The sequence below is a fragment of the Streptomyces sp. NPDC051214 genome, assembly GCF_040682375.1.
GTDB lineage: Bacteria > Actinomycetota > Actinomycetes > Streptomycetales > Streptomycetaceae > Streptomyces.
The window spans coordinates 531,172-557,231 of the sequence record NZ_JBFBAT010000006.1 but is presented as its reverse complement, the minus strand read 5'-3'; the positions used below and the strand labels follow the sequence as shown (position 1 = coordinate 557,231).

At 70.7% G+C, this 26,060-nt stretch carries 20 protein-coding genes; 10 read left to right on the top strand and 10 right to left on the bottom strand.

Annotated elements, in window-relative coordinates:
- Positions 1-539: 539 nt before the first annotated feature.
- Together AB0M70_RS19170 and ptsP are read left to right on the top strand one after the other, a co-directional pair.
- Positions 540-989: a PTS glucose transporter subunit IIA gene (locus tag AB0M70_RS19170; RefSeq protein WP_365821122.1), complete on the top strand. Its 450-nt coding sequence runs from the start codon at positions 540-542 to the stop codon at positions 987-989.
- A gap of 76 nt (positions 990-1,065) precedes the next feature.
- Complete coding sequence (ptsP, locus tag AB0M70_RS19165) at positions 1,066-2,736, top strand: phosphoenolpyruvate--protein phosphotransferase (protein WP_365821121.1); 1,671 nt, start codon at positions 1,066-1,068, stop codon at positions 2,734-2,736.
- Between the two features lie 58 nt (positions 2,737-2,794).
- Here the strand turns inward: ptsP and AB0M70_RS19160 are convergent, their stop codons facing one another.
- Entirely contained in the window at positions 2,795-3,688 is an 894-nt protein-coding gene (locus AB0M70_RS19160) for a hypothetical protein (protein ID WP_365821120.1), read from the bottom strand.
- 78 nt (positions 3,689-3,766) lie between these two features.
- Positions 3,767-5,749 (bottom strand): acetoacetate--CoA ligase, encoded by a 1,983-nt coding sequence (locus AB0M70_RS19155; RefSeq protein ID WP_365821119.1) that lies wholly within the window; start codon positions 5,747-5,749, stop codon positions 3,767-3,769.
- A gap of 213 nt (positions 5,750-5,962) precedes the next feature.
- Between AB0M70_RS19155 and AB0M70_RS19150 the strand changes: the two genes are divergently transcribed.
- A complete protein-coding gene (locus AB0M70_RS19150) occupies positions 5,963-8,329 on the top strand; it encodes a TIM-barrel domain-containing protein (protein ID WP_365821118.1) in 2,367 nt (788 codons plus the stop codon).
- Here the strand turns inward: AB0M70_RS19150 and AB0M70_RS19145 are convergent.
- Positions 8,320-8,853, bottom strand: coding sequence for an NUDIX domain-containing protein (locus tag AB0M70_RS19145; RefSeq protein ID WP_365821117.1), 534 nt, complete (start codon positions 8,851-8,853; stop codon positions 8,320-8,322). The two genes, AB0M70_RS19150 and AB0M70_RS19145, sit on opposite strands and share 10 nt — an antisense overlap.
- Before the next feature lie 83 nt (positions 8,854-8,936).
- Here AB0M70_RS19145 and AB0M70_RS19140 point away from each other — a divergent pair, with 83 nt between their 5' ends.
- The 5 genes from AB0M70_RS19140 (at position 8,937) to glpK (ending at position 14,187) form a co-directional block, all read left to right on the top strand.
- A complete protein-coding gene (locus AB0M70_RS19140; protein WP_365821116.1) occupies positions 8,937-9,743 on the top strand; it encodes a M15 family metallopeptidase in 807 nt (268 codons plus the stop codon).
- 102 nt (positions 9,744-9,845) lie between these two features.
- Positions 9,846-10,316 carry a zinc ribbon domain-containing protein gene (locus AB0M70_RS19135; protein WP_365821153.1) on the top strand — a complete coding sequence of 157 codons (471 nt, stop codon included), beginning with the start codon at positions 9,846-9,848 and terminating at the stop codon, positions 10,314-10,316.
- Positions 10,313-11,503, top strand: a complete 1,191-nt coding sequence (locus AB0M70_RS19130) for a lipid-transfer protein (RefSeq protein WP_365821115.1) — start codon at positions 10,313-10,315, stop codon at positions 11,501-11,503. The genes AB0M70_RS19135 and AB0M70_RS19130 overlap by 4 nt, the downstream gene beginning before the upstream one ends.
- Positions 11,504-11,896: 393 nt before the next feature.
- Positions 11,897-12,652, top strand: coding sequence for an MIP/aquaporin family protein (locus AB0M70_RS19125; protein WP_365821114.1), 756 nt, complete (start codon positions 11,897-11,899; stop codon positions 12,650-12,652).
- Positions 12,653-12,666: 14 nt separating this feature from the next.
- Positions 12,667-14,187, top strand: coding sequence for a glycerol kinase GlpK (glpK, locus tag AB0M70_RS19120; RefSeq protein WP_365821113.1), 1,521 nt, complete (start codon positions 12,667-12,669; stop codon positions 14,185-14,187).
- 71 nt (positions 14,188-14,258) lie between these two features.
- Here glpK and AB0M70_RS19115 read toward each other — a convergent pair whose 3' ends face one another.
- From AB0M70_RS19115 to AB0M70_RS19095, 5 genes are read right to left on the bottom strand one after another with little or no spacing between them, the layout of a single operon-like run.
- Positions 14,259-14,864, bottom strand: a complete 606-nt coding sequence (locus AB0M70_RS19115; protein ID WP_365821112.1) for an ATP/GTP-binding protein — start codon at positions 14,862-14,864, stop codon at positions 14,259-14,261.
- The gene (locus AB0M70_RS19110) at positions 14,845-18,525 is read right to left on the bottom strand and encodes a hydantoinase B/oxoprolinase family protein (protein ID WP_365821111.1); all 3,681 of its coding nucleotides are present in this window, start codon (positions 18,523-18,525) and stop codon (positions 14,845-14,847) included. The genes AB0M70_RS19115 and AB0M70_RS19110 overlap by 20 nt, the downstream gene beginning before the upstream one ends.
- Before the next feature lie 24 nt (positions 18,526-18,549).
- Positions 18,550-18,954 (bottom strand): DUF742 domain-containing protein, encoded by a 405-nt coding sequence (locus AB0M70_RS19105; protein WP_363211112.1) that lies wholly within the window; start codon positions 18,952-18,954, stop codon positions 18,550-18,552.
- Positions 18,955-18,963: 9 nt separating this feature from the next.
- Entirely contained in the window at positions 18,964-19,404 is a 441-nt protein-coding gene (locus AB0M70_RS19100; RefSeq protein ID WP_363211111.1) for a roadblock/LC7 domain-containing protein, read from the bottom strand.
- Complete coding sequence (locus tag AB0M70_RS19095; protein WP_365821110.1) at positions 19,401-22,382, bottom strand: nitrate- and nitrite sensing domain-containing protein; 2,982 nt, start codon at positions 22,380-22,382, stop codon at positions 19,401-19,403. Before AB0M70_RS19095 ends, AB0M70_RS19100 begins: the two co-directional genes overlap by 4 nt.
- 440 nt (positions 22,383-22,822) lie before the next feature.
- Between AB0M70_RS19095 and AB0M70_RS19090 the strand changes: the two genes are divergently transcribed.
- A complete protein-coding gene (locus tag AB0M70_RS19090; protein ID WP_365821109.1) occupies positions 22,823-23,311 on the top strand; it encodes a hypothetical protein in 489 nt (162 codons plus the stop codon).
- 36 nt (positions 23,312-23,347) lie between these two features.
- On the opposite strand, the gene AB0M70_RS19085 is transcribed toward AB0M70_RS19090, so the two are convergent.
- Both AB0M70_RS19085 and AB0M70_RS19080 read right to left on the bottom strand, forming a co-directional pair.
- Positions 23,348-24,505: an FAD-dependent oxidoreductase gene (locus AB0M70_RS19085; protein WP_365821108.1), complete on the bottom strand. Its 1,158-nt coding sequence runs from the start codon at positions 24,503-24,505 to the stop codon at positions 23,348-23,350.
- A complete protein-coding gene (locus tag AB0M70_RS19080) occupies positions 24,502-24,822 on the bottom strand; it encodes a bifunctional 3-phenylpropionate/cinnamic acid dioxygenase ferredoxin subunit (protein WP_363211107.1) in 321 nt (106 codons plus the stop codon). Before AB0M70_RS19080 ends, AB0M70_RS19085 begins: the two co-directional genes overlap by 4 nt.
- 189 nt (positions 24,823-25,011) lie before the next feature.
- On the opposite strand from AB0M70_RS19080, the gene AB0M70_RS19075 reads away from it, so the two are divergent.
- Complete coding sequence (locus AB0M70_RS19075) at positions 25,012-25,863, top strand: IclR family transcriptional regulator (RefSeq protein WP_365821107.1); 852 nt, start codon at positions 25,012-25,014, stop codon at positions 25,861-25,863.
- Positions 25,864-26,060 lie beyond the last annotated feature (197 nt).

The window sequence follows — 26,060 nt, the reverse complement described above, 5'->3', positions numbered from 1 at the left end:
TGACTTTTGGCACGCTGTTGAGTTCTCAAGGAACGGACGCTTCCTTTGTACTCACCCTCTCGGGCTTTCCTCCGGGCGCTTCCCTTCGGTGTTTCATTTTGTCTTGCTGTGTTTCGCTGTCTTGCGTTTCCGACTGTATCAGACTCTTTCGTGTCCGATTTCCTCGGTGCCTTTCCGGTTCCCGCTCCGGCCTTTCGGCTTTCGCGTTTCCCTTTCCGGCGAGCCAAACACTATCAGGACTTTCTCGGCTCCCCGACCACTCATCTGCGAGCACGCAGAAGCTGACCCAGGGATTAGGATCTGACTTGATAGATGCCGCCGAGTCCGGACGCTTGACCGCGTCGCTCGCCTCAGGCAGGAGTCCGACTGTACATCGGCGGTTGGGGCAGGCGCAAATCGTTTGTGCAGTGCCTCTACTCAGTCATCCGGGACCTCTGGCGCGGAACCGGGACTTTTTATGACTTACTCTTCTGAACAGTGCGTCGTCCCGGACAGGTAGTGACGGCGGCTACGTATCTCCACCCCCTGGGAGGCTTGCCATGACCAGCGTGACGTCCCCGCTTGCCGGACGCGCCATCGGGCTCTCTGCAGTACCGGACCCCGTCTTCTCCGGCGCGATGGTCGGGCCCGGCACGGCCATCGATCCCGCGCGCGAGCCCTCCGTGGCTGTCGCCCCCGTCGACGGCATCGTCGTCTCGCTCCACCCCCATGCCTTCGTCGTCGTGGACGACCAGGGTCACGGTGTGCTGACGCACCTGGGCATCGACACCGTCCAGCTCAACGGCGAGGGCTTCGAGCTGCTCGTGAACAAGGGTGACACCGTGCAGCGCGGTCAGTCCATCGTGCGCTGGGACCCGGCCGCCGTCGAGGCGGCCGGCAAGTCTCCGATCTGCCCGATCGTCGCGCTCGAGGCCACTGCCGAGTCCCTCTCCGGTCTCATGGAGGATGGCGACGTAAAGGCTGGGGACGTTCTCTTCAGCTGGAAGTGACGTCATCGCCGTTCCCGACGGCGGGCACGACATACACCGCGGCGGCTGGGCCCGTCGCTCTATCGGAGACGGTGAAATGGAGACAACGCTGCGAGGCGTCGGCGTGAGCCACGGTGTGGCGATCGGCGAGGTTCGGCACATGGGGACGGCGGTCCTTGAGCCGCCTGCCAAGCAGATTCCCGCGGAGGAGGCCGAGCGCGAACAGGGGCGCGCTCGGCAGGCTGTGGAAGCTGTCGCCGCCGACCTGAATGCGCGTGGCCATCTGGCGGGTGGCGAGGCACAGCATGTGCTCGAGGCGCAGGCCATGATCGCGCAGGACCCCGAGCTCATGGCGGACGTCGACCGGCGGGTGACCGTCGGCAGCTCGGCGGAGCGCGCCATCTACGACGCGTTCTCGCACTACCGCGAGCTGCTCGCGGGCGCCGGTGAGTACATGGCCGGTCGCGTCGCCGACCTCGATGACGTGCGGAATCGTATCGTCGCCCGCCTGCTGGGCGTTCCGATGCCCGGTGTTCCGGACAGCGACGAGCCCTACATCCTGATCGCGCGCGACCTCGCGCCGGCGGACACGGCGTTGCTCGACCCCACGCTGGTGCTCGGTTTCGTCACCGAGGAGGGCGGGCCCACCAGTCACAGCGCGATTCTGGCGCGTGCGCTCGGTGTGCCGGCGATCGTCGCGCTGCCGGGTGCGGGTGAGCTGGCCGAGGGCACGGTGGTCGCCGTGGACGGCAGCACCGGTGAGATCTTCGTCGAGCCGAGTGCGGAGAAGCGGGCGCAGCTCGAGGCTTCGGCCGCCGAGCGCAAGGCCGCTCTTGCCGCGTCGACCGGTCCCGGTGCGACGTCCGACGGGCACAAGGTTCCGTTGCTCGCCAACGTCGGCGGTCCCGCGGATGTGCCGGCGGCCGTGGAGGCGGGGGCCGAGGGCGTCGGTCTCTTCCGTACCGAGTTCCTGTTCCTCGACGACAGCACCAAGGCGCCGTCGGAGGAGAAGCAGGTCGAGGCGTACCGCAAGGTGCTCGAGGCCTTCCCCGAGGGCCGTGTCGTCGTGCGTGTGCTCGACGCCGGGGCCGACAAGCCGCTCGACTTCCTGACGCCTGCCGACGAGCCGAACCCGGCGCTGGGTGTGCGCGGGCTGCGGTCGCTGCTCGAGCACCCCGACGTGCTGCGTACGCAGCTGACCGCGCTGGCCAAGGCCGTGGAAGGGCTGCCGGTCTACCTCGAGGTCATGGCGCCGATGGTCGCCGACCGCATCGACGCCAAGGCGTTCGCCGACGCGTGCCGTGAGGCGGGGCTGCAGGCCAAGTTCGGTGCCATGGTGGAGATTCCGTCGGCCGCTCTGCGGGCGCGCTCGATTCTCCAGGAGGTCGAGTTCCTCTCCCTGGGCACCAACGACCTCGCGCAGTACGCCTTCGCCGCCGACCGTCAGGTGGGTGCCGTGTCCCGGCTCCAGGACCCGTGGCAGCCCGCGCTGCTCGACCTGGTCGCGCTGTCCGCCGAGGCGGCCAGGGCCGAGGGCAAGAGCTGTGGCGTGTGTGGCGAGGCGGCTTCCGATCCGCTGCTCGCGTGTGTGCTGACCGGTCTGGGTGTCACCTCCCTGTCGATGGGTGCGGCGTCCATTCCTTACGTGCGGGCGACGCTGGGCAAGTACACGCTGGCGCAGTGCGAGCGTGCGGCGGCTGCCGCGCGTGCCGCGGACAGCGCCGAGGAGGCCCGGAAGGCCGTGCAGGCCGTTCTGTCCGGCGAGTAGCCGGGGCCAGGTGTGTGAGGGGCGCTCCATCCGTCATGGGTGGGGCGCCCCTTTGCGTTCAGTGGTGGTGTCCTCCGTCGGGCTCCGTGTTTCCGATGGTCGGTGCGGCGCAGTAGTCGACGCCGGATTCCGGGGCGACGAGGTCACCTGAGACCGCGTCGGTGCAGTAGGCGTCGAAGACTTCGGCCGCGGTGAGGGGCAGCAGGCGTTCGCCGTGCAGGCGCCAGCCCTGGACGCGGTCGCGTCGGCCGTCCGCGATGGTGCGCATCACCAGGCCCGCGGCGCTGTGGGTGGCGATGCCGACCGCGAGGACCGTGGTGAACTCCAGGGCTTCGGACTCGTCGAGGTGCGTGTTGCCGTGGGAGTCCTCTGCCGTGTGCAGGGCGACGAGGAGTGTTTCCGAGGCTGCGGGCACGCTGCAGACGAGGTGACGGGTGCCGGGGCCCGAGCTTTCGAGCAGCTGGACGATGAGGTCCGATGCCCGGTTGAAGGCTTCGCGGCCGATGTCCTCGCCGCAGACCGCGCAAGCACCGAGGCGGGCCAGGAGCGTCGTCGCGTACTCCCAGGTGGCCTTGCGGATCGCTTCGTCGACGAGGTCGGGGAGCAGATCGGCGAGGGGTCGGCCGTCGTACGCCACGGTGGGTCCTGTGGCGGCGAGTTCGGCGGTGAAACGGGTGCGGCTGGCCGGGGCGTCGGGGTCGAGGCCGGCCTCGGCGCAGTACTCCGCGTACTCCTGGGGGTCGAAGAGCGCGATGGCTGTGTGTCCGCCGTCGGACGCGAGTGATCTGAGGAGGCCTTCGGCCTGCCGGAGGTAGGTGGTGTGGTCGTCGAAGGTGAAGGTGCGGTAGCGGCGCATCGCCGCGAAGTCGTCCTCGTCGGCCAACAGGCCGATGGTTCCGGCGACTTCGCGGCGTAGCGCCTGCCGCATCGTGGTGTGCCGGCTGCGCGTCATGATTCCCCCTGGCGTTACGTCGATCAGTGCTCACTCAGAGTAATCGCGGGCACTGACAACGGCGTCGGGGCGGGGAGTTCAGGAGCGCTTGCGGGCCAGGTCCTCGTAGAAGCGGAGCAGGTCGAGGTTGTCCACCGAGCCGGGGTTGACGGCCTTGTCCAGTGCGGTGCCCTGGAGCAGTCGCTTGACCGGGACCTCGATGCGCTTGCCGGTGAGGGTGTGCGGGATGCCGGGGACCTCGATGACCTCGTCGGGGACGTGGCGCGGGGAGAGCTGTGCGCGGATCGCCTGCTTGATGCGGTCGCGCAGGCCGTCGTCGAGGACGGCGCCGGGGGCCAGGTGGACGAAGAGGGGCATCCAGTAGCCGCCGTCGGGCTGTTCGGCGCCGATGACGAGGGATTCGCGGATCTCCGGGAGGCGTTCGACGACTTCGTAGATGTCGGCCGATCCCATGCGTACGCCCTGGCGGTTGAGCGTGGAGTCGGAGCGGCCGTGGATGACGACCGAGCCGTGCGGGGTCACGGTGATCCAGTCGCCGTGGCGCCAGACGCCGGGGTAGGTGTCGAAGTAGCTGTCGTGGTAGCGGCTGCCGTCCGGGTCGTTCCAGAAGTGGATCGGCATGGAGGGCATCGGGTTGGTGACGACGAGTTCGCCGACCTCGTCGATGAGGGGCTTGCCCTGGGGGTCCCAGGCCTGCAGGTCCGTGCCGAGGCCGGGGGCCTGGAGCTCGCCGATGTGGACGGGCAGGGTGGGGACGGCTCCGGCGAAACAGGAGCAGACGTCCGTGCCGCCGCTGACCGAGGCCATCCACAGGCCGCCGGGGGTGTCCTCGAACTCGTCGTGCAGCCAGCGGAATCCGTCGGGCGGGAGCGGGGAGCCGGTGGTGGCCACGCAGGTGACGGTGGAGAGGTCGAAGTCGCGGGCCGGGTGCACGCCCGCCTTGCGGCAGGCCATGACGTACGCCGCCGATGTGCCGAAGAGCGTGGCCTTCGTGCGTTCGGCGATGCGCCATTGGGCGCCGGTGTCGGGATAGCCGGGGCTGCCGTCGTAGAGGACGATCGTGGTGCCGGTGAGGAGGCCGGAGACGAGGAAGTTCCACATCATCCAGCCGGTGGACGTGTACCAGAAGAAGCGGTCGTCGGGGCCCAGGTCGCAGTGCAGGCCGAGCTGTTTGAGGTGTTCGACGAGGATGCCGCCCTGGGACTGGACGATGGCCTTGGGCAGGCCGGTGGTGCCGGAGGAATAGAGCACCCACAAGGGGTGGTCGAACGGGACCGGTTCGAAGACCGGGGCCGTGTCCGAGGCGGTGAGGGCGGCCCACTCCAGGGCGCCTTCGGGGGCCTCGGTGCCGAGCAGCGGGATGTGGACGACGGCGCGCAGGGTGGGCAGTTCGCGGCGCAGTTCGGCGACGGCGTCGCGGCGGTCGTGCTCCTTGCCGCCGTAGCGGTAGCCGTCGACGGTGAACAGGACGACCGGTTCGACCTGCTGGAAGCGGTCGAGGACGCTGCGTGCGCCGAAGTCGGGGGCGCAGGAGGTCCAGACGGCGCCGACGGCAGCGGTGGCCAGGAGGGCGACGACGGCCTGCGGGATGTTCGGGACGTATCCGCTGACGCGGTCTCCGGGGCGTACGCCGAGTGTGCGCAGCTCGGCCGCCAGGGAGCCGACCTGGCGGCGCAGCTCGCCCCAGGTGGTGGCGGTGGGCTCGTGCGTCTCGTCCACATGGAGGAGGGCCGGGTCGCCCGCGCGCGCAGGGTCCTCTGCGGCGCGCAGCGCGTGTTCGGCGTAGTTGAGCGTAGCTCCGGGGAACCACTGCGCGCCCGGCATCGAGCGGTCGCCGAGTACGCGCGCGTAGGGCGTCGAGAAGCGCACGTCGAACCAGTCGGTGACCGCTTCCCAGAACGTGTCCAGTTCGTCCACGGACCAGCGGTGCAGGGCTGCGTAGCCGCCGTCGGCGGGTGCTCCGTGGCGTTCGGCGGCCCATGCCTGGAATCGCGTGATCTGCGCGGCGGCGATCCGTTCCTGGTCGGGCTGCCAGAGCGGTGAGGGGTTCGCTGAGGACATGGGTCGGCTCCCGGGCTCTACGCGTCGTATGCGTGTGGGTGCGCGCGTGCTGGTTGTGCGCGCGACACGGCTGACAGGGACGATGCCACGTGATCGATTTCGGCACCAGGGTGTGCCTCACACAGTCGGCGAGGCGACTATGTGCCGTCACCCCAGGTGAACGGCAGTTGAACGATCCACACGGGCGGCTTCTTCGGTGGCAGGGTGAGCAGCATGAACGGTCGTGACCTGGTGCGTTCGATGAAGGCGGTCAGCTTGATCGGTACGGCGCAGGGGTTGCGTGCGGTGCGGTCCTCTTGGCGCAGGCAGCGGGCGGACGCCGCCGCGCTCGCCCCCCGGGGTGTCGAGCGTGCGCGGGTGCCCGGTCCGGTGACGGGGGTGGAGCCGGGGCCCGGGGGCGGGGTGGTGCGGTTCGCCCGTTCGGAGCTGCGGGTGCGGGTCACCACGGGCGGGGCGGTCTTCTGGGGCTGGGACGGTGCGGAGCCCGACCCCTCGTACGCGCTCGTCAGCGGGAGCCCCGAGGCGGACCCGCGGGCCGTGCTCGAGCCGGACAAGGAGGGCGGCTGGCGGGTGGTGTCGGAGCGGGCGACCGTGATCGTCTCGCGGCTGGGTGCCGTGGAGCTGCGGACGCCCGGTGGTCTGATGCTGCGCCGTGATCTGCCGCCTCGCTGGTGGGAGTCGGCCGGTGGTGCCACGCGCTGGTTGCAGCGCTCGCAGGTGGCGGCGGACGCGCGGTTCTTCGGTCTCGGGGGTCGCGCGCGGGGGCCGCGGCTGCGGAACGGGACGTACCGGCTGTGGAACACCGATCCCGGGGGTTCGTTCGGGCCGGGGGACGACCCCTTGTACATCACCATGCCCGTGCAGTTCGTCGTGGCGGACGCCGGCTGTCATCTGGTGTTCCACGACAACACGTGGGACGGCACCGTGTCGCTGCGCGAGGGCGAGGAGGGTGCGGGGTCGGGGCACGACAGGGCGGGCTCGTGCGAGGTGCGCATGGACGGCGGGCCGCTGCGGTGCTGGGTCATGGTGGGCACCCCCGCGCGCGTGCTGCATGCCTGGGCCTCGCTCACGGGGCCGCCCGCACTGCCTCCCGCGTGGGCGCTCGGCCATCATCACGCGCGGTGGGGCTTCGGCAGCGAGCAGGAGGTGCGGCGCATCGTCGCCGGTTACCGGGATCGGGGGCTGCCGCTGGATGCCGTCCATCTGGACATCGATCACTACGAAGCGCACCAGGTGTTCACCGTCGACAAGGAGACGTATCCCCATGTGCCGCAGCTGGCGGACGACTTGCTCAAGGACGGCGTGCGTCTGGTGTCGATCGTCGATCCGGCGGTGAAGGCCGAGCCGGGCAACGAGGTCTACGACAGCGGCCGCGCGACGGACGCCTTTGTGCGGGATGCCGCGGGGCGGACGGTGCACGGGGTCGTGTGGCCGGGCCAGGCGGTGTATCCCGACTTCACGGACGCGCGGGTGCGGGCGTGGTGGGGCGCTCTCTACAAGGAGCGGCTCGCCCAGGGGTTCGCGGGTTTCTGGCACGACATGAACGAGCCGGTGTCCTTCGCCGCCTTCGGGGAGCCGACGCTGCCCCGCTCGGCCCGGCACGCGCTGGAGGGCCGCGGCGGCGACCACCGTGAGGCGCACAACGTGTACGGCCTCGCCATGGCGCGCGCCGGATACGAGGGGCTGCGTGAACTGCACCCCCAGGAGCGGCCGTTCCTGTTCTCGCGCTCCGGTTGGGCGGGGATGCAGCGCTACGGAGGGACGTGGTCGGGGGATGTGGCCACGGGGTGGCCGGGGCTGCGGGCGTCGTTGTCGCTGGTGCTCGGCCTGGGGCTGTGCGGTGTGCCGTACTCGGGCCCTGATGTGGGCGGCTTCGACGGCAGTCCGTCACCCGAGCTGTATCTGCGGTGGTTCCAGCTCGGTTCGTATCTGCCGTTATTCCGTACGCATGCCGCGCTGCGGGCCGGGCGCAGGGAGCCCTGGGAGTTCGGTCCCGAAGTGCTCGAGCACGCGCGCGTGGCGCTCGGCGAACGCCGGCGGCTGCTGCCGTACTTCATGACGCTCGCGCATCTGGCCCGGCGTACGGGAACGCCGTATGTGCGGCCCCTGTGGTGGGGCAGTCCGGAGGACCGGGGGCTACGTGACTGCGAGGACGCGTTTCTGCTCGGGGACTGTCTGTTGGTGGCGCCGGTGTTCGAGCCGGGGGCCGTCCGCCGCACGGTCCGGCTGCCGCCCGGCCGTTGGTACGACACGGCGACCGGTCAGGCGTACGAGGGGCCGGCCCGGGTGCTCCTTCAGGCTCCGCTGTCCCGTGTTCCGGTGCTCGCGCGGGCGGGTGCGGTGCTGCCGGTGCGGGGCGCCGACGGTGGGCTCGAGCTGGAGGTGTGGGCTCCGGCGCCGGGGCGTACGGGAGGCGGCCTTGTGGTGAGGGACGCGGGTGACGGGTGGGAGGAGCCGGAGATCGAGCGGTTCGCCGCGCGGTGGGTCGAAGGGCGGGTGGTGGTCGAGCGAGACGGCGCGGAGGCGGGCGACGTGGGGCTGCCGGTGACGGTGCGGGGAAGCTCACCGCGTCAGATGTAGCGCCCCTCGAACCAGGCGCGCACCGCCAGGGTGTGCAGGGGGAAGGCGAGTTCGGCCGGGCGGTGCAGCAGGTGCCAGCCTTCGGTCTCCGCCGTGGGCACGGGGTCCGGCAGCTCGGCCGCCGGGCGCTCGGGCAGGAGGCCGAAGAGCAGCAGGTAGCCGTCGGGTGCGCTGAGCGCTTCCGCGAGGCGGACGTCGCGGCTCTGTGCGCCGATGCCGGTCTCTTCCCGGAGTTCGCGGACGACGGCGTCCCGCCAGTCCTCCCGGTCGTCGATGAACCCGCCGGGCAGGGCCACTGCCCCGCGGGCAGGGGCGATGGTGCGGGTCACGACGACGAGGGCGGTGCCTTGGGTGTCGTACACGGGCTGCAGAGCCACCGCTACGGGCAGCGGGTTGCGGTAGGCCACCGTGCCGCAGGCGGCGCAGGTGCGGGGCCAGGCGGAATCATGCTCCCCGTAGGGGGCCCCGCAGCTCGAACAGTGGGAGCCCGGGGCGGGTATGGCGTGGTGCTGGGATGCGGACACGCCGCGGACTGTATCCGATCTCTGTCCGATACTCCGGTGCCGGTCTTCCGCTTCAGGGGCGGATCCTGATAGATGCAGGGTTCATGACAGGAATTGCCCCCGCGCTGCGGAAAATCGCCGTCACCGCCACCGCTCTCGTCGCTGTGGCCGCCGTCTCCGCGCCCGCACACGCCAAGCCCGAACCCAAGGCGCCCGACGAGTTCGTGGCCTTGCGGGACATCGATCCGACGATCATCCAGGAGATGCGCTACCTCACGCCGCACAACTTCGTGGGTGAGCCCATCGACGGCTACAAGAAGCCGATGTGCATCCTCACCGAGCCCGCGGCGAAGGCGCTGCACAAGGCCCAGCGCACGCTGCTGCGCAAGGGCTACTCCCTGAAGGTGTACGACTGTTACCGGCCCCAGCGGGCGGTCGACCAGTTCGTGCGCTGGGCCGAGGATCTCGGCGACGTACGCATGAAGGCGGAGTTCTATCCCCATGTCGACAAGTCGCGGTTGTTCGAGGACGGCTACATCGCGGCGAAGTCCGGGCACAGCAGGGGCTCGACGCTCGATCTGACGGTCGTGAAGCTGCCCGCCCTGCCCACGCGCCCGTACGTCCCCGGAGAGCCCCTCACGCCCTGCTTCGGACCCAAGGGCGAGCGGTTCCCCGACAACTCCCTGGACATGGGGACGGGGTTCGACTGCTTCGACACCCTCTCGCACACCGATGATCCCCGCATCACCGGCAAGCAGCGCGCCAACCGTGATCTGCTGCGGGGCGCGCTGACCAAGGTCGGCTTCGTCAACCTTCCGGAGGAGTGGTGGCACTTCACGTACAAGCCCGAGCTCTTCCCTGACACCTACTTCGACTTCCCCGTGGCACGTCGTTCGCTGCAGGGGAAGTAGCGGGTGCCGCGCTACTGACGGGATCCGGTTGCCCGTGGCACACTTCTGACGTTCCGTCAGATCCAGTGTCGTGGAGGAGCCTTGTCGCGTACGCGTACTCCCGTGGTGAGCGGATGGTTCGCCGGGGAGGGAGACAACTTCCGCCTTCTGGGCACGCGCTGCTCGGCCTGCGCCTGTGTCTTCTTCCCCCGCGAGGACGGCTTCTGCCGTAATCCCGGATGCCCGGGCGGTGACCTCGAAGAGGTGCCGCTCTCCCGGCGCGGGCGCGTCTGGTCGTACACGGACAGCCGCTACCGCCCGCCCGCGCCCTATGTCTCCGACCCGGAACTCCCCTGGCAGCCCTACGCGTTGATCGCTGTAGAGCTGGAAGCGGAGCGGATGGTGGTACTCGGCCAGGCGACTCCCGGGGTCACCGTCGCCGACCTGGAGGTCGGCATGGAGGTGGAGGTCGTCCCCGGCGTCCTGGACGACCACAACGGGGAGGACGGGGAGGACAGGGAGGACGGGGCGGGTGACGCCGGCGAGGGCTCGGCGACGACGTGGTACTGGCGGCCGGTGGGGGTGGGCGCATGACCAGCGAGGTGGCGGTTCTCGGCGCGGGCATGCACCCGTGGGGCAAGTGGGGCAGGAGCTTCGTCGAGTACGGCACGGCGGCGGCCCGCGCCGCGCTCGCCGACGCCGGAGTGGACTGGCGTGACGTGGGGTCCGTCGTGGGGGCGGACACGGTCCGCGGCGGCTACCCCGGGTATGTGGCGGGGGCGACGTTCGCGAAGGCGCTGGGCTGGCAGGGCGCGCGGGTCGCCAGCGTGTACGCGGCGTGCGCGTCCGGGGCCCAGGCGATCAACACGGCGCGTACGCAGATCCTGGCGGGCCTCGCCGACGTCGTCCTCGTGGTCGGGGCGGACGCCGCGCCCAAGGGGCTCTTCCGGCCCGCCGGAGGGGACCGGCACGACGACCCGGACTGGCTGCGGTTCCGCCTCCTCGGCGCCACCAACCCCACGTACTTCGGCCTCTACGCACGCCGGAGGATGGCGCTGCACGGCGACACCCTGGAGGACTTCGCCCAGGTCAAGGTGAAGAACGCGGCGGCGGGGGCACTCAACCCGAACGCGCGCTACCGCAAGACCGTCACCGCCGACGAGGTGGCCGCCTCGGCCGTCGTCGCCGACCCCTTGCGGCTGCTGGACATCTGCGCGACCTCCGACGGAGCGGCCGCGCTCGTGCTCTCCAGCATGGAGTTCGCCCGGCGGCACGGCGCGAGCAGCCCCGTACGCATCCGGGCCGTCTCCACGGTGACGCCGACGTACCCGACCACCGTCCTGGACCTGCCCGACATCGCGACGGACTCCGCGGCCGTGGTGGAGCCGACCGACGGGACCTTCCGCTCCTCCATCGCGCACGCCGCGTACGAAGAGGCGGGCATCGGGCCCGACGAGCTCTCCTTGGCGGAGGTCTACGACCTCTCCACCGCGCTCGAACTGCAGTGGTACGAGGACCTGGGACTCTGCGGCGAGGGTGAGGGGGCCAAGCTCCTGCGGGAGGGTGCGACCGCTCCGGGCGGGCGCATACCGGTCAACCCCAGTGGCGGTCTCGCCTCCTTCGGAGAGGCCGTTCCCGCACAGGCCATCGCCCAAGTATGCGAACTCACATGGCAGTTGAGGGGCACGGCGGGGGCGCGGCAGGTCACGGGGGCGCGTGCGGGGATCACCGCGAACCAAGGGCTGTTCGGGCACGGCTCCGCGGTCGTCGCGGTGCGCTGACCGCTGTCACCGGCCCTCCCGCGCTCACCGCGGGGAGGACCACGGGCGCCTCACAGGGGAAGGGCGTACGCCGGTTAACCGTTGCCGTCCGCGACCTTGACGCTCCATCACCACCGGTGAACACTTCCGGTGTCAGTCGGCATCGCCGCACTTCGGCTCCGCGCCATTCAGGGCCCCTGTACGCGCGAAGGGTCTGCACGAAGGGCCTGTTCAGCGGGTCATCCCCCTCTGGGCGATTCGACTGCGACGGCACGCTCGCCATGGAAGCCGGGCGGGGCGCGGGACACCCCTGCCTTCGGCTGAAGTCACCGGGCAAAGCCAGGCAGTAGTCGTGGAACGCACCCAGCACGGAGTACCGGGGCCACCGCCCCGGGCGAGGGCCTAGGAGCCGCCATGTACTCGAATGGGGACATCTTCGTCGGTGAGATCATCGGCACCGCGATCCTGATTCTTTTCGGCGCCGGCGTATGTGCCGCCGTCACCTTGAGCCATTCGAAGGCAAAAGCCTCCGGATGGGTCGTCATCGCCTTCGGATGGGGCTTCGGCGTGCTCGCGGGCGCGTACACCGCCGGGCCCCTCTCCGGTGGTCACCTCAACCCCGCCGTCACGCTCGGCATCGCGATCGACACCGAGGAGTGGGGCAAGGTCTGGGTCTATCTGCTCGGGCAGATGGTCGGCGCGATGCTCGGCGCCGTCCTCGCGTATCTCGTGTACTACGCGCAGTTCAACGCCAACGTCTCCGGGAGCGTCAAGGACAAGGTGACGAGCGCGCACGAGCCGACGCCGACCCTCGGCATCTTCTCGACCATCCCGGAGATCCGGAACACGGTCGCCAACCTCGTCACGGAGATCATCGCGACCATCGCCCTGGTGCTGCCCATCCTCGCCTTCGGACTCACCAAGGGGCTCGGCGAATCCGGCACGCAGACGCTGATCGTGGCGTTCCTGGTCGTCGGCATCGGCCTCTCGCTCGGCGGGCCCACCGGCTACGCCATCAACCCGGCCCGTGACCTGGGCCCGCGCATCGTGCACGCGTTCCTGCCGATCCCGAACAAGGGCACATCGGACTGGAGTTACGCCTGGGTCCCCGTGGCCGGGCCGCTGATCGGCGGAGCGCTCGCAGGTCTCATCTACAACGTAGCCTTCTGACGCTAGGGGTAGCCATGCCGGACAACTCCGAGAAGTTCGTCGCCGCCATCGACCAGGGCACCACCTCCAGCCGCTGCATCATCTTCAACCACGCGGGCGAGATCGTCGCCGTCGATCAGCGGGAACACCGCCAGATCTTCCCCAAGCCGGGGTGGGTCGAGCACGACGCCACCGAGATCTGGTCCAAGGTGCAGGCCGTGGTCGCGGGCGCGATCGCCAAGGCCGGGCTGCGCACCGACCAGATCAGCGCCCTCGGCATCACCAACCAGCGCGAGACGACGGTCCTGTGGGACCGCGCGACCGGCAAGCCCGTGCACAACGCGATCGTCTGGCAGGACACCCGGACCTCGGCTCTCTGCAACGAGCTGGGCGGCGCGGACGGCCAGGACCGGTTCCGGGAGCAGACCGGGCTGCCGCTTGCGAGCTACTTCTCCGGACCGAAGGCGGCCTGGCTGCTGGACAACGTCCCGGGGCTTCGGGCCCGCGCCGAGCGCGGCGAGATAGCGTTCGGCACCATCGATTCCTGGCTGATCTGGAATCTGACCGGCGGCACGGACGGCGGCGTGCACGTCACGGACGTCACCAACGCCGGGCGCACCATGCTGATGAACCTGGCCACCCTGGAGTGGGACCAGTCGATCCTGGCCGCCATGAACGTCCCCGAGGCGGTCCTCCCGGAGATCAGGTCGTCGGCGGAGGTCTACGGCACGGCGGTCGGGCAGCTCTCCGGTGTGCCGGTCGCCTCCGCGCTCGGCGACCAGCAGGCGGCCATCTTCGGGCAGGCGTGCTACGACACGGGCACGGCGAAGAACACGTACGGAACCGGGAGCTTCCTGCTGCTCAACACCGGTAACCGGCCCGTCCCCTCGAAGAACGGGCTGCTCACCACGATGGGCTACAAGATCGGCTCCGAGGCGCCCGTCTACTGCCTCGAAGGGGCGATCGCGATCACCGGCGCCCTGGTGCAGTGGTTCCGCGACCAGCTCGGCATCATCCGCAGCGCGGACGAGATCGAGACGCTCGCCGCGAGCGTGGAGGACAACGGCGGCGCGTACATCGTGCCCGCGTTCTCCGGCCTCTTCGCGCCCTACTGGCGCTCGGACGCGCGCGGTGTGGTCACCGGCCTCACCCGTTACGTGACCAAGGCGCATCTGGCGCGCGCCGTCCTGGAGGCGACCAGCTGGCAGACCCGTGAGGTCGTCGACGCGATGTACCAGGACTCCGGGGTGCAGCTGCGGACCCTGAAGGTGGACGGCGGCATGACCAAGAACAATCTGCTGATGCAGCATCAGGCGGACGTGCTCGGGGTGCCGGTGATCCGGCCGAAGGTCTCCGAGACGACGTGTCTGGGCGCCGCGTACGCCGCGGGGCTCGCGACCGGTGTGTGGAACGACCTCGACGAGCTGAAGGCGCACTGGCAGCAGGACGTCGAATGGACGCCGGTGATGGACACGGAGGCCCGCGAGCGGGAGTACCACAACTGGCACAAGGCGGTGGAGCGGAGCTTCGGCTGGCACGAGGACGGCGCGAGCTGAGCCGAGGATGACCGCGGCCCGTACCCCGTTCGGTGGGGGTACGGGCCGCGGCGGTGCACGCTCTCATCCGCTCAGGTGGTCGCGGGCTCCCTGGCCGCGGCGGCGACCGCCATCGCGTGCTGGACCACTCCGATGAGGACTTCCTTGACGGACTGCCGCTCGCGCGCGTCGCACATCAGCACCGGAACACCCGGATCGAGGTCGAGCGCCTGCCGCACGGCCTCGGCGGGGTAACGCGACGCGCCCTCGAAGCAGTTGACGCCCACCACGAACGGTATGGAGCGGCGCTCGAAGTAGTCGACGGCCGCGAAGCAGTCCTCCAGGCGGCGCGTGTCGGCGAGGACCACGGCACCCAGCGCCCCGGTGGCCAGCTCGTCCCAGAGGAACCAGAAGCGGTCCTGGCCCGGGGTGCCGAAGACGTAGAGGACCAGGTCCTCGCGGAGCGTGATGCGCCCGAAGTCCATGGCGACGGTGGTGGTGTGCTTGTCCGAGACGCCGCTGGTGTCGTCGACCGGGCGGCCCGCCTCGCTGAGCAGCTCCTCGGTGCGCAGCGGTTTGATCTCGCTGACGGCGCCGACGAGGGTCGTCTTGCCGACGCCGAAACCGCCCGCCACCAGGATCTTCAGCGTCACCGGCTCGACGGGGGCCTTGCCGCGCTCAGCACGCTTGAAGATCATCGCTCGCTTCTCCTGGATCAGTATCAGTTGCTTCGGGGGGTGCGCTTTTCGCACCGCTGTCGCGCGGGGGCGGACCGTATCCGCCGCCGCCTGGGGTTTCGATCACGAGTACGTCGCCGGGGCCGGCGTCCGCGAAGTCGCTGCCGTCCAGTTCCTGGACGCCGCCGTCGGCACGCTCCACGCGGCCCGCGCCGAGGGCTCCGGGGTCTCCGCCCGCCATGCCGTACGGCGCCACCTTGCGGTGCTGGGAGAGCGTGGAGATAGTCATGGGCTCGCGGAAGCGGATGCGGCGCACGGCCCCGTCCCCGCCGCGCCACGTCCCGGTGCCGCCGCTCCCCCGGCGTACGGCGAACTCCTCCAGGAGCACGGGCAGGCGCCACTCGAGGACCTCGGGGTCGGTGAGCCGGGAGTTGGTCATGTGGGTCTGGACGACGGACGCCCCGTCGAAGCCGTCGCCCGCACCGGAACCCGAGGCGACGGTCTCGTAGTACTGGTGGCGGTCGTTGCCGAAGGTGACGTTGTTCATCGTCCCGGAGCCCTCGGCCTGGACGCCCAGGGCTCCGTAAAGGGCGCCGGTGATCGCCTGTGACGTCTCGACGTTCCCGGCGACCACGGCCGCCGGCGGCTCGGGGGCCAGCAGCGAGCCCGGCGGCACGACGATGCGCAGGGGGCGCAGACAGCCGTCGTTGAGCGGGATGTCCTCGGCCACCAGGGTGCGGAAGACGTACAGGACCGCGGCGTTGACCACCGCGAAGGGCGCGTTGAAGTTCGTCGCGAGCTGATCCGACGTACCGGTGAAGTCGATGGTCGCCGAGCGGGCTTCGCGGTCCACGGAGACACGGACCCGGATGACGGCCCCCGAGTCCGTCGGATAGGCGAACTCGCCCTCTTCTAGTGCGTCGATGACGCGGCGCACCGCTTCTTCGGCGTTGTCCTGCACGTGCCGCATGTACGCCTGGACGACGTCGAGCCCGAAGTTCTCGATCATGCGGCCGACCTCGTCGACGCCCTTCTGGTTGGCGGCGATCTGGGCGCGCAGGTCGGCGAGGTTGGTGGCCGGGTTGCGGGAGGGGTAGGGGGCGTCGGTGAGCAGGCTCAGGGTCTCGGCCTCGCGGAGACGGCCGCCCTCCACGAGGAGCCAGTTGTCGAAGAGGACACCCTCCTCCTCGATGGTGCGGCTGTTGGCCGGCATGGAACCGGGGGCGATGCCGCCGATCTCCGCGTGGTGCCCGCGCGACGCCACGTAGAAGAGGACCCGCTCCCCCGGCGTGTCGAAGACGGGCGTGATGACGGTGACGTCCGGGAGGTGGGTTCCGCCGTGATAGGGGTCGTTGACCGCGTAGGTGTCCCCGGGGCGCATGCCACTGCCTCGGCGCCGGATCACCTCCTTCACGCTGGTGCCCATCGAGCCCAGGTGCACCGGGATGTGAGGGGCGTTGGCGACCAGGTTGCCGGCCGGGTCGAAGAGCGCGCAGGAGAAGTCGAGCCGCTCCTTGATGTTGACCGACTGTGCCGTGGACTCCAGCCGGGCGCCCATCTGTTCGGCGATCGACATGAAGAGGTTGTTGAACACTTCGAGGAGTACGGGGTCGGCCTCGGTGCTCGCGGCGGAACTCTCGGGCACCGCCACACGTTCCATGACCAGGTGTCCCTCGCGTGACACGGCCGCCTGCCAGCCGTCGTCCACGACCGTCGTGGAGCCGGCCTCGGTGATGATCGCGGGTCCGTCGACGGTCTCGCCGTACGGCAGTTCCTCGCGGCGGTGCAAGGGCACGTCGCGCCAGGCGCCGCCCGTGTGCAGGCTGACGGTGCTGATGGTCCGCGCAGCGCCTCGGCCCGTGTCACCGGCGAGCACGGAGAGGTCGGGCTGCTCGGTCAGGCCGGTGGCCTCCACGGAGAGCGCCTCGACGACGACTGGGTGGTCCAGGGTGAAGGAGTAGGTGGTGCGGTGGCGTTCCTCGAAGACACGGATCATGCCGTCCGGCTCGGTGAGCTCCACGGTGAGGGTGGTGTCGGTGCCGTCGTAGCGCAGTTGGGCGCGGCGGGTGACCTGGATGCGGTCCTCGGGCACGTCCTCGGCGAGGAGTTCGGCGCGGGCCGCTTCCTCCAGGTCGTCGGCGGTCTTCAGGACGCGCGGCATCGCCGACGGTTCGAGGCGGGCCTCGACGGACTGCTCGCGCATCGCGGTGGTGTCGGCGAGTCCGATGCCCAGCGCGGAGAGCACGCCCGCCATGGGGGGTACGAGGACGGTGCGGATGCCCAGCGAGTCGGCGACCATGCAGGCGTGCTGGCCGCCCGCGCCACCGAACGTCGTCAGGGCGTAGCGGGTGACGTCGTGGCCCTTCTGGACCGAGATGCGCTTGACGGCGGCCGCGATGTTGGCGACGGCGATCCGCAGATATCCCTCGGCGACCTGCTCCGGGGTGCGGTCGTCGCCGGTGTGTTCCCTGATCTCGCGGGCCAGCGCGGTGAAGCGGTCGCGCACGAGTGCCTCGTCGAGCGGCTGGTCGCCGTCCGGCCCGAACACCCGCGGGAAGTGCGCGGGCTGGACCCGTCCGAGGGCGACGTTGGCGTCGGTGACGGTGAGCGGACCGCCGTTCCGGTAGCTGGCCGGGCCCGGTGCCGCGCCCGCCGAGTCGGGGCCCACGCGGTAGCGGCTGCCGTCGAAGTGCAGGGCGGAGCCACCGCCCGCCGCGACGGTGTGGATGTCCAGCATCGGCGCCCGCAGGCGTACGCCCGCGATCTGTGTGGTGAAGACCCGCTCGTACTCGCCCGCGTAGTGCGACACGTCCGTGGACGTGCCGCCCATGTCGAAGCCGATGACGCGGTCGAAGCCCGCGCGCTGCGACATCCGGGCCATGCCGACGATGCCGCCGGCCGGACCGGACAGGATCGCGTCCTTGCCGCGGAACTGGCCCGCTTCGGTGAGGCCGCCGTTCGACTGCATGAACATCAGCCGTACGCCGTCGAGTTCGTCGGCCACGTGCTGGACGTAGCGGTTCAGGACGGGCGACAGGTAGGCGTCGACGACGGCCGTGTCGCCGCGCGGGACCAGCTTCATCAGCGGGCTGACCTCGCTGGAGAGTGAGACCTGCTCGAAGCCCGTGCGGACGGCCAGTTCGGCGATGGCCCGCTCGTGGGCGGGGTACAGATGGCTGTGCATGCAGACCACCGCGACGGCCCGGATGCCGTCCTCGTGGGCCCGGCGCAGCGGCCCGGCGAGCTGTTCCAGGTCGGGCGCCCGCAGGACCTCGCCCTCGGCGGTGACCCGCTCGTCGGCCTCGATGACCCGGTCGTACGGCAGCTCCGGGAGGACGATCTCGCGGGCGAAGATGTGGGGGCGGTTCTGGTAGGCGATGCGCAGGGCGTCGCCGAAGCCGCGGGTGATCACCAGGGCGGTGGGCTCACCCTTGCGCTCCAGGAGGGCGTTGGTGGCGACGGTGGTGCCCATCCGGACGGCGTCGATGCGAGATCCCGCAGTGTCGTCCGAGGCGTCGGAAGCGGAATCCAGTAATTCACGGATGCCGGCGACGGCCGCGTCGCCATAGCGGGACGGGTTGTCCGACAGGAGCTTGTGCGTGAGCAGCCGTCCGTCGGGGCGCCGCGCGACGATGTCCGTGAAGGTGCCGCCCCTGTCGACCCAGAACTGCCAGCCAGTCACGTCCCACTCCCGCTTCCGCGCTGTTCAGAGCGCCCGGAGGCCGTTGATCACGTCGCGCAGAATACTCTCGTCCGGCAGTTCCGCCGGGGGTACGGGACGTGTCACGTGCACCAGTTCGTCATCGACGAGATCGCCGATGAGGACGCGGATCACGCCGATGGGAAGGTCCAGTTCGGCCGCCAGTTCGGCGACCGACTGGGGGCTGTCACGGCAGAGCCCGACGATGTCCACGTGCTCCGGGGACAGCCTCCTGTCCGCCTCCGGGTCACCGGCACGGGCCTCCGCGATGACGACCGCGATCAGATCGAGGCGATGCTGGGCCGGACTCGTGGTCCGGCCGCGCGTCATGGCGTACGGCCGCACCACGGGCCCGGCGTCGTCGTCGAACCAGCGAGGCGTCCCCTGTGTCCCTGTGCCGTCTTCGCTCATACCCTCCCGCTACCCTCCCGTGGGCAGGTCGGTGCGCGGCGCCGTACCCAGATGCACACCCACCCTCTTGACCAGCAGCGTCATCTCGTACGCCACCAGACCTACGTCGGAGTCCGCGTCCGCGAGGACGGCGAGGCAGCTGCCGTCGCCCGCGGCCGTGACGAAGAGGAACGCGTCGTCGAGTTCGACCACGGTCTGGCGTACCCGGCCCGCCTCGAAGTGGCGTCCGACGCCCTTGGCGAGGCTGTGGAAGCCGGAGGCGACAGCGGCGAGGTGCTCGCTGTCCTCCCGGGTCAGATCCTGCGATACGCCGGTGGGCAGGCCGTCGCCGGAGAGCACGAGCGCCTTGCGGATGCTGGCGACCCGCTGCACCAGGTCGTCGAGGAGCCAGTTCAGCTCCCTCGCCGCCCCGGGATTGGCGATGCGTGCGTCGGCCTTCGGTGCGGTCATCGACCGTCCCCCTCAGATGTCGTTCCTGGTGCTGTGCCGTCCAAGGCGTCTTCGCCCGCGGCGTTCTCTTCACGACCACGCTGCCAGCCGCGCTGGAGCGAGGCCATCCGGCTGCGTACCTCGTCGGCGTCGCGCTCCTCCGGCCTGGTCGTGGCCGGGGCCGGGTCGCGTTCCGTGCGGTGGTCCGGTCCGTCCTTCAATTGTGGGGCGAGATTGGCCTGGCGCACGCGCCGGGGCAGTCCGCCGGGTGCGGTGGCGGGTGTGGGTGCCGATGCCTGACCGGCGCGGGGTTCGGCCTCCGTGCGCGGGGCTTCCGTACGCGGGGACTCCGTGCGGCGGCTGCGCCTCGGGAGATCCGGCGGGGCGTCGGCCGCGGTGACGTCGCGGTGCGGCGGGGACAGGTCAGGCCAGGCGGACTGCGGCTCGGGGCGGCGCGGCAGGTCGATGGGCTCGGCCGCGGGACGGATGCCGCGGTCCCGGTCCACGGCACCGCCCTGGGGGCGTCCCACGGGGGCCTGGGTGCGTTCGGGGCGCTCGGGGCGCTCCGGTGACGCTTCGTCGCCCTCCGGCGCGCCACGGGGCCTGTTGTGCGTCACGGGGCGGCCGTGGGAGGAGACCAGCTTCGGGGTCCTGCGGCGGGGCAGCTGTACGGGGTCTGCGGGGGCCGCGTCCGCGTCGTCGTCGGGGGCTCCGAAGCCGTTGCCCTTGCCGTTGCCGCGGGCGGGCAGGTCGCCGGGGCGGGTGGGCTCGCGTTCGCCCGTCTCGCGCTCGTCGCGGGCCTGTTGGTGCTGCTCGTCGCCCTGGATCCCGGCCGCGCGGCGGCGCGGGCGGAAGAGACCGCCGCGCTCGCTGTCGGCGTCGCCGAGGTCACCCAGGTCGCCGAGCGTGCCCGGGAAGGGGTCGAGGCCCGCCATGCCGACCGGCGCCTCCAGCTCGACGGGACCGTCGAGCACGGACGCGGGCAGCCCCGGCAGCTGTACGGGCACCTGGCCGAGCGCCGCCTGCTTGTCGCCCGCGGCGTCGCGGCCCAGGGCGTCCTTGGGCTGCGGCCGGTCGAGCCGGAAACCGACGCCGTTCGTGTCCGGCACGTCGTCGGTGAGCAGCGTCTCCGGGATGAACACGACGGCGGTGGTGCCGCCGTACGGGGAGGGCTGCAGGGAGACGCGTACGCGCTGGCGCTGGGCGAGGCGGCTGACCACGAAGAGGCCGAGCCGGTCGGTGTCGGAGAGCTCGAACTCCGGTGTCTCCGCGAGGCGGAGGTTGGCGTCCAGGAGCGCGTCGGCCGCCATGCCGAGGCCCCGGTCGTGGATCTCCAGGGTGAAGCCGTTCGCGACGTGCTCGCCGAGGACCTGCACCGCGGTGTGCGGGGGCGAGAACACCGTGGCGTTCTCCAGGAGTTCGGCCATCAGGTGGGTGAGGTCGGCGACCGCGGGCCCGGTGACGGCGATCCGCGGCAGACGGCGCACCTCGATGCGTTCGTAGTCCTCGACCTCGGCGACGGCCGCGCGTACGACGTCCATGAGCTGGACGGGCTTGCGCCACTGCCGGGACGGGGCGGCGCCGGAGAGGATCACGAGGCCCTCGGCGTGCCGGCGCATGCGCGTGGTGAGGTGGTCGAGGCGGAAGAGGTCAGCGAGTTCGTCGGTGTCCTCGGTCCTGCGCTCCATGGTGTCGAGCAGGGTGAGCTGCTTGTGCAGGAGCACCTGGCTGCGGCGGGCGAGGTTGACGAACACCTCGGACACGCCGCGGCGCAGGTCGGCCTGTTTGACGGTGGCCTCGACCGCCGCGCGCTGCAGGGTGTTGAGGGCCTGGCCGACCTGGCCGACCTCGTCCTTCTCGTACGTCAGGCGTGGTGCCTCGGTCTCCACGTCGACCTGTTCGCCCGCCGCCAGGCGGCGCAGCACGCCGGGCAGCCGGACGCCGGAGGCCTCGTGGGCCTCCAGGCGCAGGCGGCGCAGGTCGCGGATGAGGCTGCTGCCGATGCGCACGGACATGAAGACGGAGAACAGGAGGGCGAGGAGACCGAACACGCCGGCTACGACGACGCGCACGATCACGCCGACCGCCACCGGCTCGACGCGCTCCTGGTAGCGGTCGCCGGCCGCCTTGTCGCGCTCGGCGAGATCCTTCAGCGCTTTGCCCGAAGCGGCGTCCCAGCGCGCCGACGTGACGGCGCGAGGGGTGCCGGGCGAGGATTCGATGACGGCCTTCTCGGCCGACCTGAGCTGGGTCGTCTCGGCGCCGTTCCAGTACCGCTCGTAGCCGGCGCGCTCGTCCTCCGGGAGCTGGGCGAGGTTGACCTCGTACAGCAGCGTGCGCTGGGCCCTGAGGTCGGAGATCTCGCGGATCTCGGTCTTGGTGAGCCTGCGCGCGACCAGTGCGGAGCCGAGCAGCGCGTCCTCGCGGGACAGCAGTTCACGCGCGCGTGCCACCCCGACCAGGGCCCTGCCCTGCTGGTCCATCTTCACGTCGTCGAGGCCGTGGAGGGTCATCAGGAAGCCGTAGCAGGGGTCGATCAGCTTCGTGTACATCTTCAGCGCGCCGGCGCGGGTGATCGTGCCTTCCTCGACCGTGCGGCGCAGCGACTCGATGCCCTCGAAGGAGTCAAGGAGTGTCGCGAGCCGGTCAGCGGACTGTCCGGTGACCTCGTCCCGCACGTCCGGGTGTTCGGCGTTGTCCACGACCTTGTTGATCATCTCGTCGGTGGCCGCCTGGCTGCGGCGCAGCGCGGCGAGCGCGTCCGAGGCGCGGGGGTCGGCGAGATAGACGAGGGTCTGGCGGCGTTCCTGCTGGACGACCCGGGCGGTGTCCTCGATCGGGTAGCCGATCTTGTCGACGACATTGGAGACGTCGATGAGGTCCTTGGCCGACTGGCCGGTGAGGTAAGTGGCGAATCCCCACATCGCGGTCAAAGAAATGAGCGGCACCAGCAGCAATGCCACGATCTTCCGGCGGATGGACTTCCCGCGAAAGCGCATGGCCTCCCCCAGATCGACCCCCTGCGGCCGCGCTATGGCCAGGGGCACACATGTGCGTCAACAAACGGCGTGAGCCTACTACTGACGCAGGAGTAACTCGAAGGCATGTCCGGACGGATTTCAGCCGTGACGCAAAAAGGACGTCACCAGTTGTCCCTCCAATTCGGGAGATTGCATCCCGCGTGTGGCACATGCCACTCGACACAGTCACCCTTGCCGATCAACCCAGTTGGCCGGAACTCTTCGCTTTTTTGAACCGGGTGGGAATCTTCCGGACTTCTCGTTCGTCCTTGAGTAAGGGAAACGGGGACAGCGGCGCCAGGGGAGCGCATGCCGCCATCAGGCGGCGTAAAGCTGCGTATACCGGGCAACCAGTGGAGAGTCGGGTCCGCCGACATCTCAGCGAACGGCCCGAGAGCATCGGGGGAGTGACGAGTTTGATGGCCACGGCAGAGCGCCAGAGGACGACCGGGGGCGAGCACGAGGCAGCCGGGCGCGGGGATCAGCGCGAGGCTCCCGGGCAGCAGTCCGGCGAGGAGCGCAGGGAGTTGTGGGTCGAGGAACCGGCGCGCAGACGGCGCCTGCCCGATCCGGTGCGTACGGCCGCGGTGCGCGCTGTGATCATAGTGGCGCTGACGCTCATGCAGGCGATGACGGCGTTCCTGTGCACGATGGCCGGATCGTGGCTGTCCTTCCCGATGGTGCTCAGCAGCGTGGCCAGCACCGTCGTCGCCACCTGGGGTGTCCTGGACGTGTGGGTGACACGCCAGGTGTGGAACCAGCGCAACGGCGTGGTGTCGGTGCCCAGCAGCACGGCACGTCAGCTGCGGCGCGAGCGGCGCCGGGCCCGCCGGCAGGCCCGGACGGCGGCGCGCAGCGAGGAACGCATACGCAGGCGCGGTGGCGCGGGGCAGTTGTCGCACCCCTAGTCCGCTGGTCCGCGGCAGCCGGCCGCCGGAAAGTCGCTAGGCCGCCACGGGCAGCTCCGCGAGCAGCCCGCGTCGCATGCGCATGAACGGGCGTGGCCGGTCCACCGCGAGGACCGCGGTGGTATGCCCCTCCCGCTCGTACGCGGCGAGGAAGCTGCCCTCCTCCGGCGCCCCTTCGAGGAGGCGCACGGTGTCGTCGGCGCGCCGCCGCCCGGCGAACTGGATGCGGGAGCCGTACTGATCGGACCAGAAGTACGGCAGCGGACGCACGGTCTCGGCCGTGTGCCCGGCCAGCAAATTGCGTACGGCGACACGGGGTTGCTCCGTGGCACTCGTCCAGTGCTCGGCCCGCACGCCGCCCACGCGGGCGACATCGCCCACCGCGACGACGTGCGGCAGCCCGGTGACGCAGCCGTCGTCGCAGAGCACCCCGTCGCCCACGGCGACGGTCGAGCCCGCGAGCCAGTCGGTGTTGGGGACGGCCCCGATGCCCACGACGACCACATCGGCGGGCAGCAGACGGCCGTCGGCCAGCTCCACCGCGCGTACGGCCCTCTCGCCGTGCAGGGCGGCGACACCGGTGCCCGTCACGAGCTCCGCTCCCCCGCGCGCGTGCAGTCCCGCACAGAACGTCGCCATGTCCGCGCCCAGCTGCGGCAGAAGAGGCAGCGGGGCCGCCTCCACGACCGTCACCTCATGGCCGAGCGCCACGCACGAGGACGCGGTCTCCGCGCCGATGAAACCGCCGCCGATCACGACGACCCGCCGCGGGCCCGCCGTCAGCGCCGTCCGCAACGCGCGGGCGTCGTCCAGGGTGCGCAGCGTGTGCACCCCCGACAGGGAGGGGCCCGGCAGACGGCGCGCGGAGGCGCCGGTCGCGATGACCACCCCGTCGCTCGCGATGGTCCTGCCGTCCTCCAGGAGCACGGTCCGGCCCCGTGGGTCGAGGCCCCGGGCGCGCACCCCGAGCAGCCACTCGGCGGCGAGTTCCTCGGTCTCCTCGGCGTCGGACAGGGCGAGTTGGGCCTCGTCGGACCGGCCGACGAGGAAGTCCTTGGACAGCGGCGGCCTGTCGTACGGTTGATGCGGCTCGTCCCCGATGATCACGAGCCGTCCGTCGTATCCCTGGGCGCGCAGTTCGCGCGCCGCGTAGAGCCCGGTGAGCGAGGCGCCCACCACGGTGATGGTTCTCATGCGGCGGAACCCTCCTCGGCCACGAGGTGGACATGGATCGTGCCGTCGTCGACGCTCACCCGGTGGGTGCGCACGGCGCGGCGGGCGGGCAGACAGGTCGGCCGGCCGGTGCGCAGATCGAACGAGGCGGCATGGAGCGGGCATTCGACCAGACAGCCCTCGAGCCATCCCTCGGAAAGAGAGGCGTCCTGGTGGCTGCAGGTGTCGTCGATGGCGTAGATCTCGCCGTCGGCGTTGAACACCGCGACGGGAGGTGTGGTGTCGACACGGACGGATTCGCCCGCGGGGAGGTCTTCTAGGCGGCAGACGGGAATCATGGGCCCCCCTCCTGATCTCTCTCGGCCGGTCCGGACACCTTCTCGGCCCAGGACCCTTCGGTAACATGATGTTTCGCATGGCGCACGAGGGAGCGCTATGCGCAACAGACTCCGGCCGGGAAGCCCACCGCGTCAAGGGCTTCCCGCAGATGCGGCTTCAACGGGCCGCGAGGTGGTGAGAGTTGAGATATGACCGGCACGCGGAAACAGCCTGATCAGAACGAGGAGCCGCACGAGGAGCGCCCCGAGAACCGGCCCGGATCCCGCGAGAAGCAGCCGAAGTCCGCGCCGGCGTCCGTCCAGTCCGTGGACCGCGCGGTCAGCGTCCTGGAGATACTCGCCCGGCTCGGCGAGGCCGGGGTCACGGAGATCGCCGACGAGCTGGGGGTGCACAAGTCGACGGCCTTCCGGCTGCTCGGAGTCCTGGAGAACCGTGGCCTCGTGGGCCAGGCCAAGGACCGCGGCAAGTACTTCCTGGGGGCCGGCGTACTCCGCCTCGCGGGGGCGGCGGCAGTGCGTCTGGACATCTCCCAGGAGGGCGGACCGGTCTGCCGCGACCTCGCCGACGAGTTGGGCGAGACGGTCAACATCGCGATCCTGGACGACGACGCCGCGGTCAACATCATGCAGGCCCGCGGCCCCGCGTCCGTGACCGCGCAGAACTGGCTGGGCAGGCGCACGCCGCTGCACGCCACCTCCAGCGGCAAGATCCTCCTCGCCCATCTGCCGACGACGTTGCGCGAGGGGCTGATCGCGCGGACGCTGCCGCGCCTGACCGAGCACACGGTGACCGGGACGGTGGCGCTGCGCGGCGAGCTGGAGGCCGTCGTCGACCAGGGGTTCGCCATCGCCGTGGAGGAGCTCGAGGTGGGTCTGGCGGCCGTCGCCGCGCCGGTACGCGCGCACGACGGCAAGGTGATCGGGGCGCTCAGCGCGTCCGGGCCCGTGTACCGCCTGACCGAGGACCGTCTGACCGAGCTCGCCAAGCGCACGGTCGCCGCGGCCGTGGAGCTGTCGCGGCGGATGGGCTACGGCTTCTGAGCGGGGTCACCACAAGCCCGGGACGCGGGCGGAGAACGAGAGCCGAGAAACAGGGCCGAGAACGAGGGCTCAGACCGAGGGCGGAACCGGTTTATCTGGTTCCGCCCTCGCCTTGTGCGGGAGGCGTTCCGCTGTGCGCTGCTGATTTGCCAAGGGTTAACTCCCACCCCTTGACGGCCTCTTGATGGCGTTCCCAC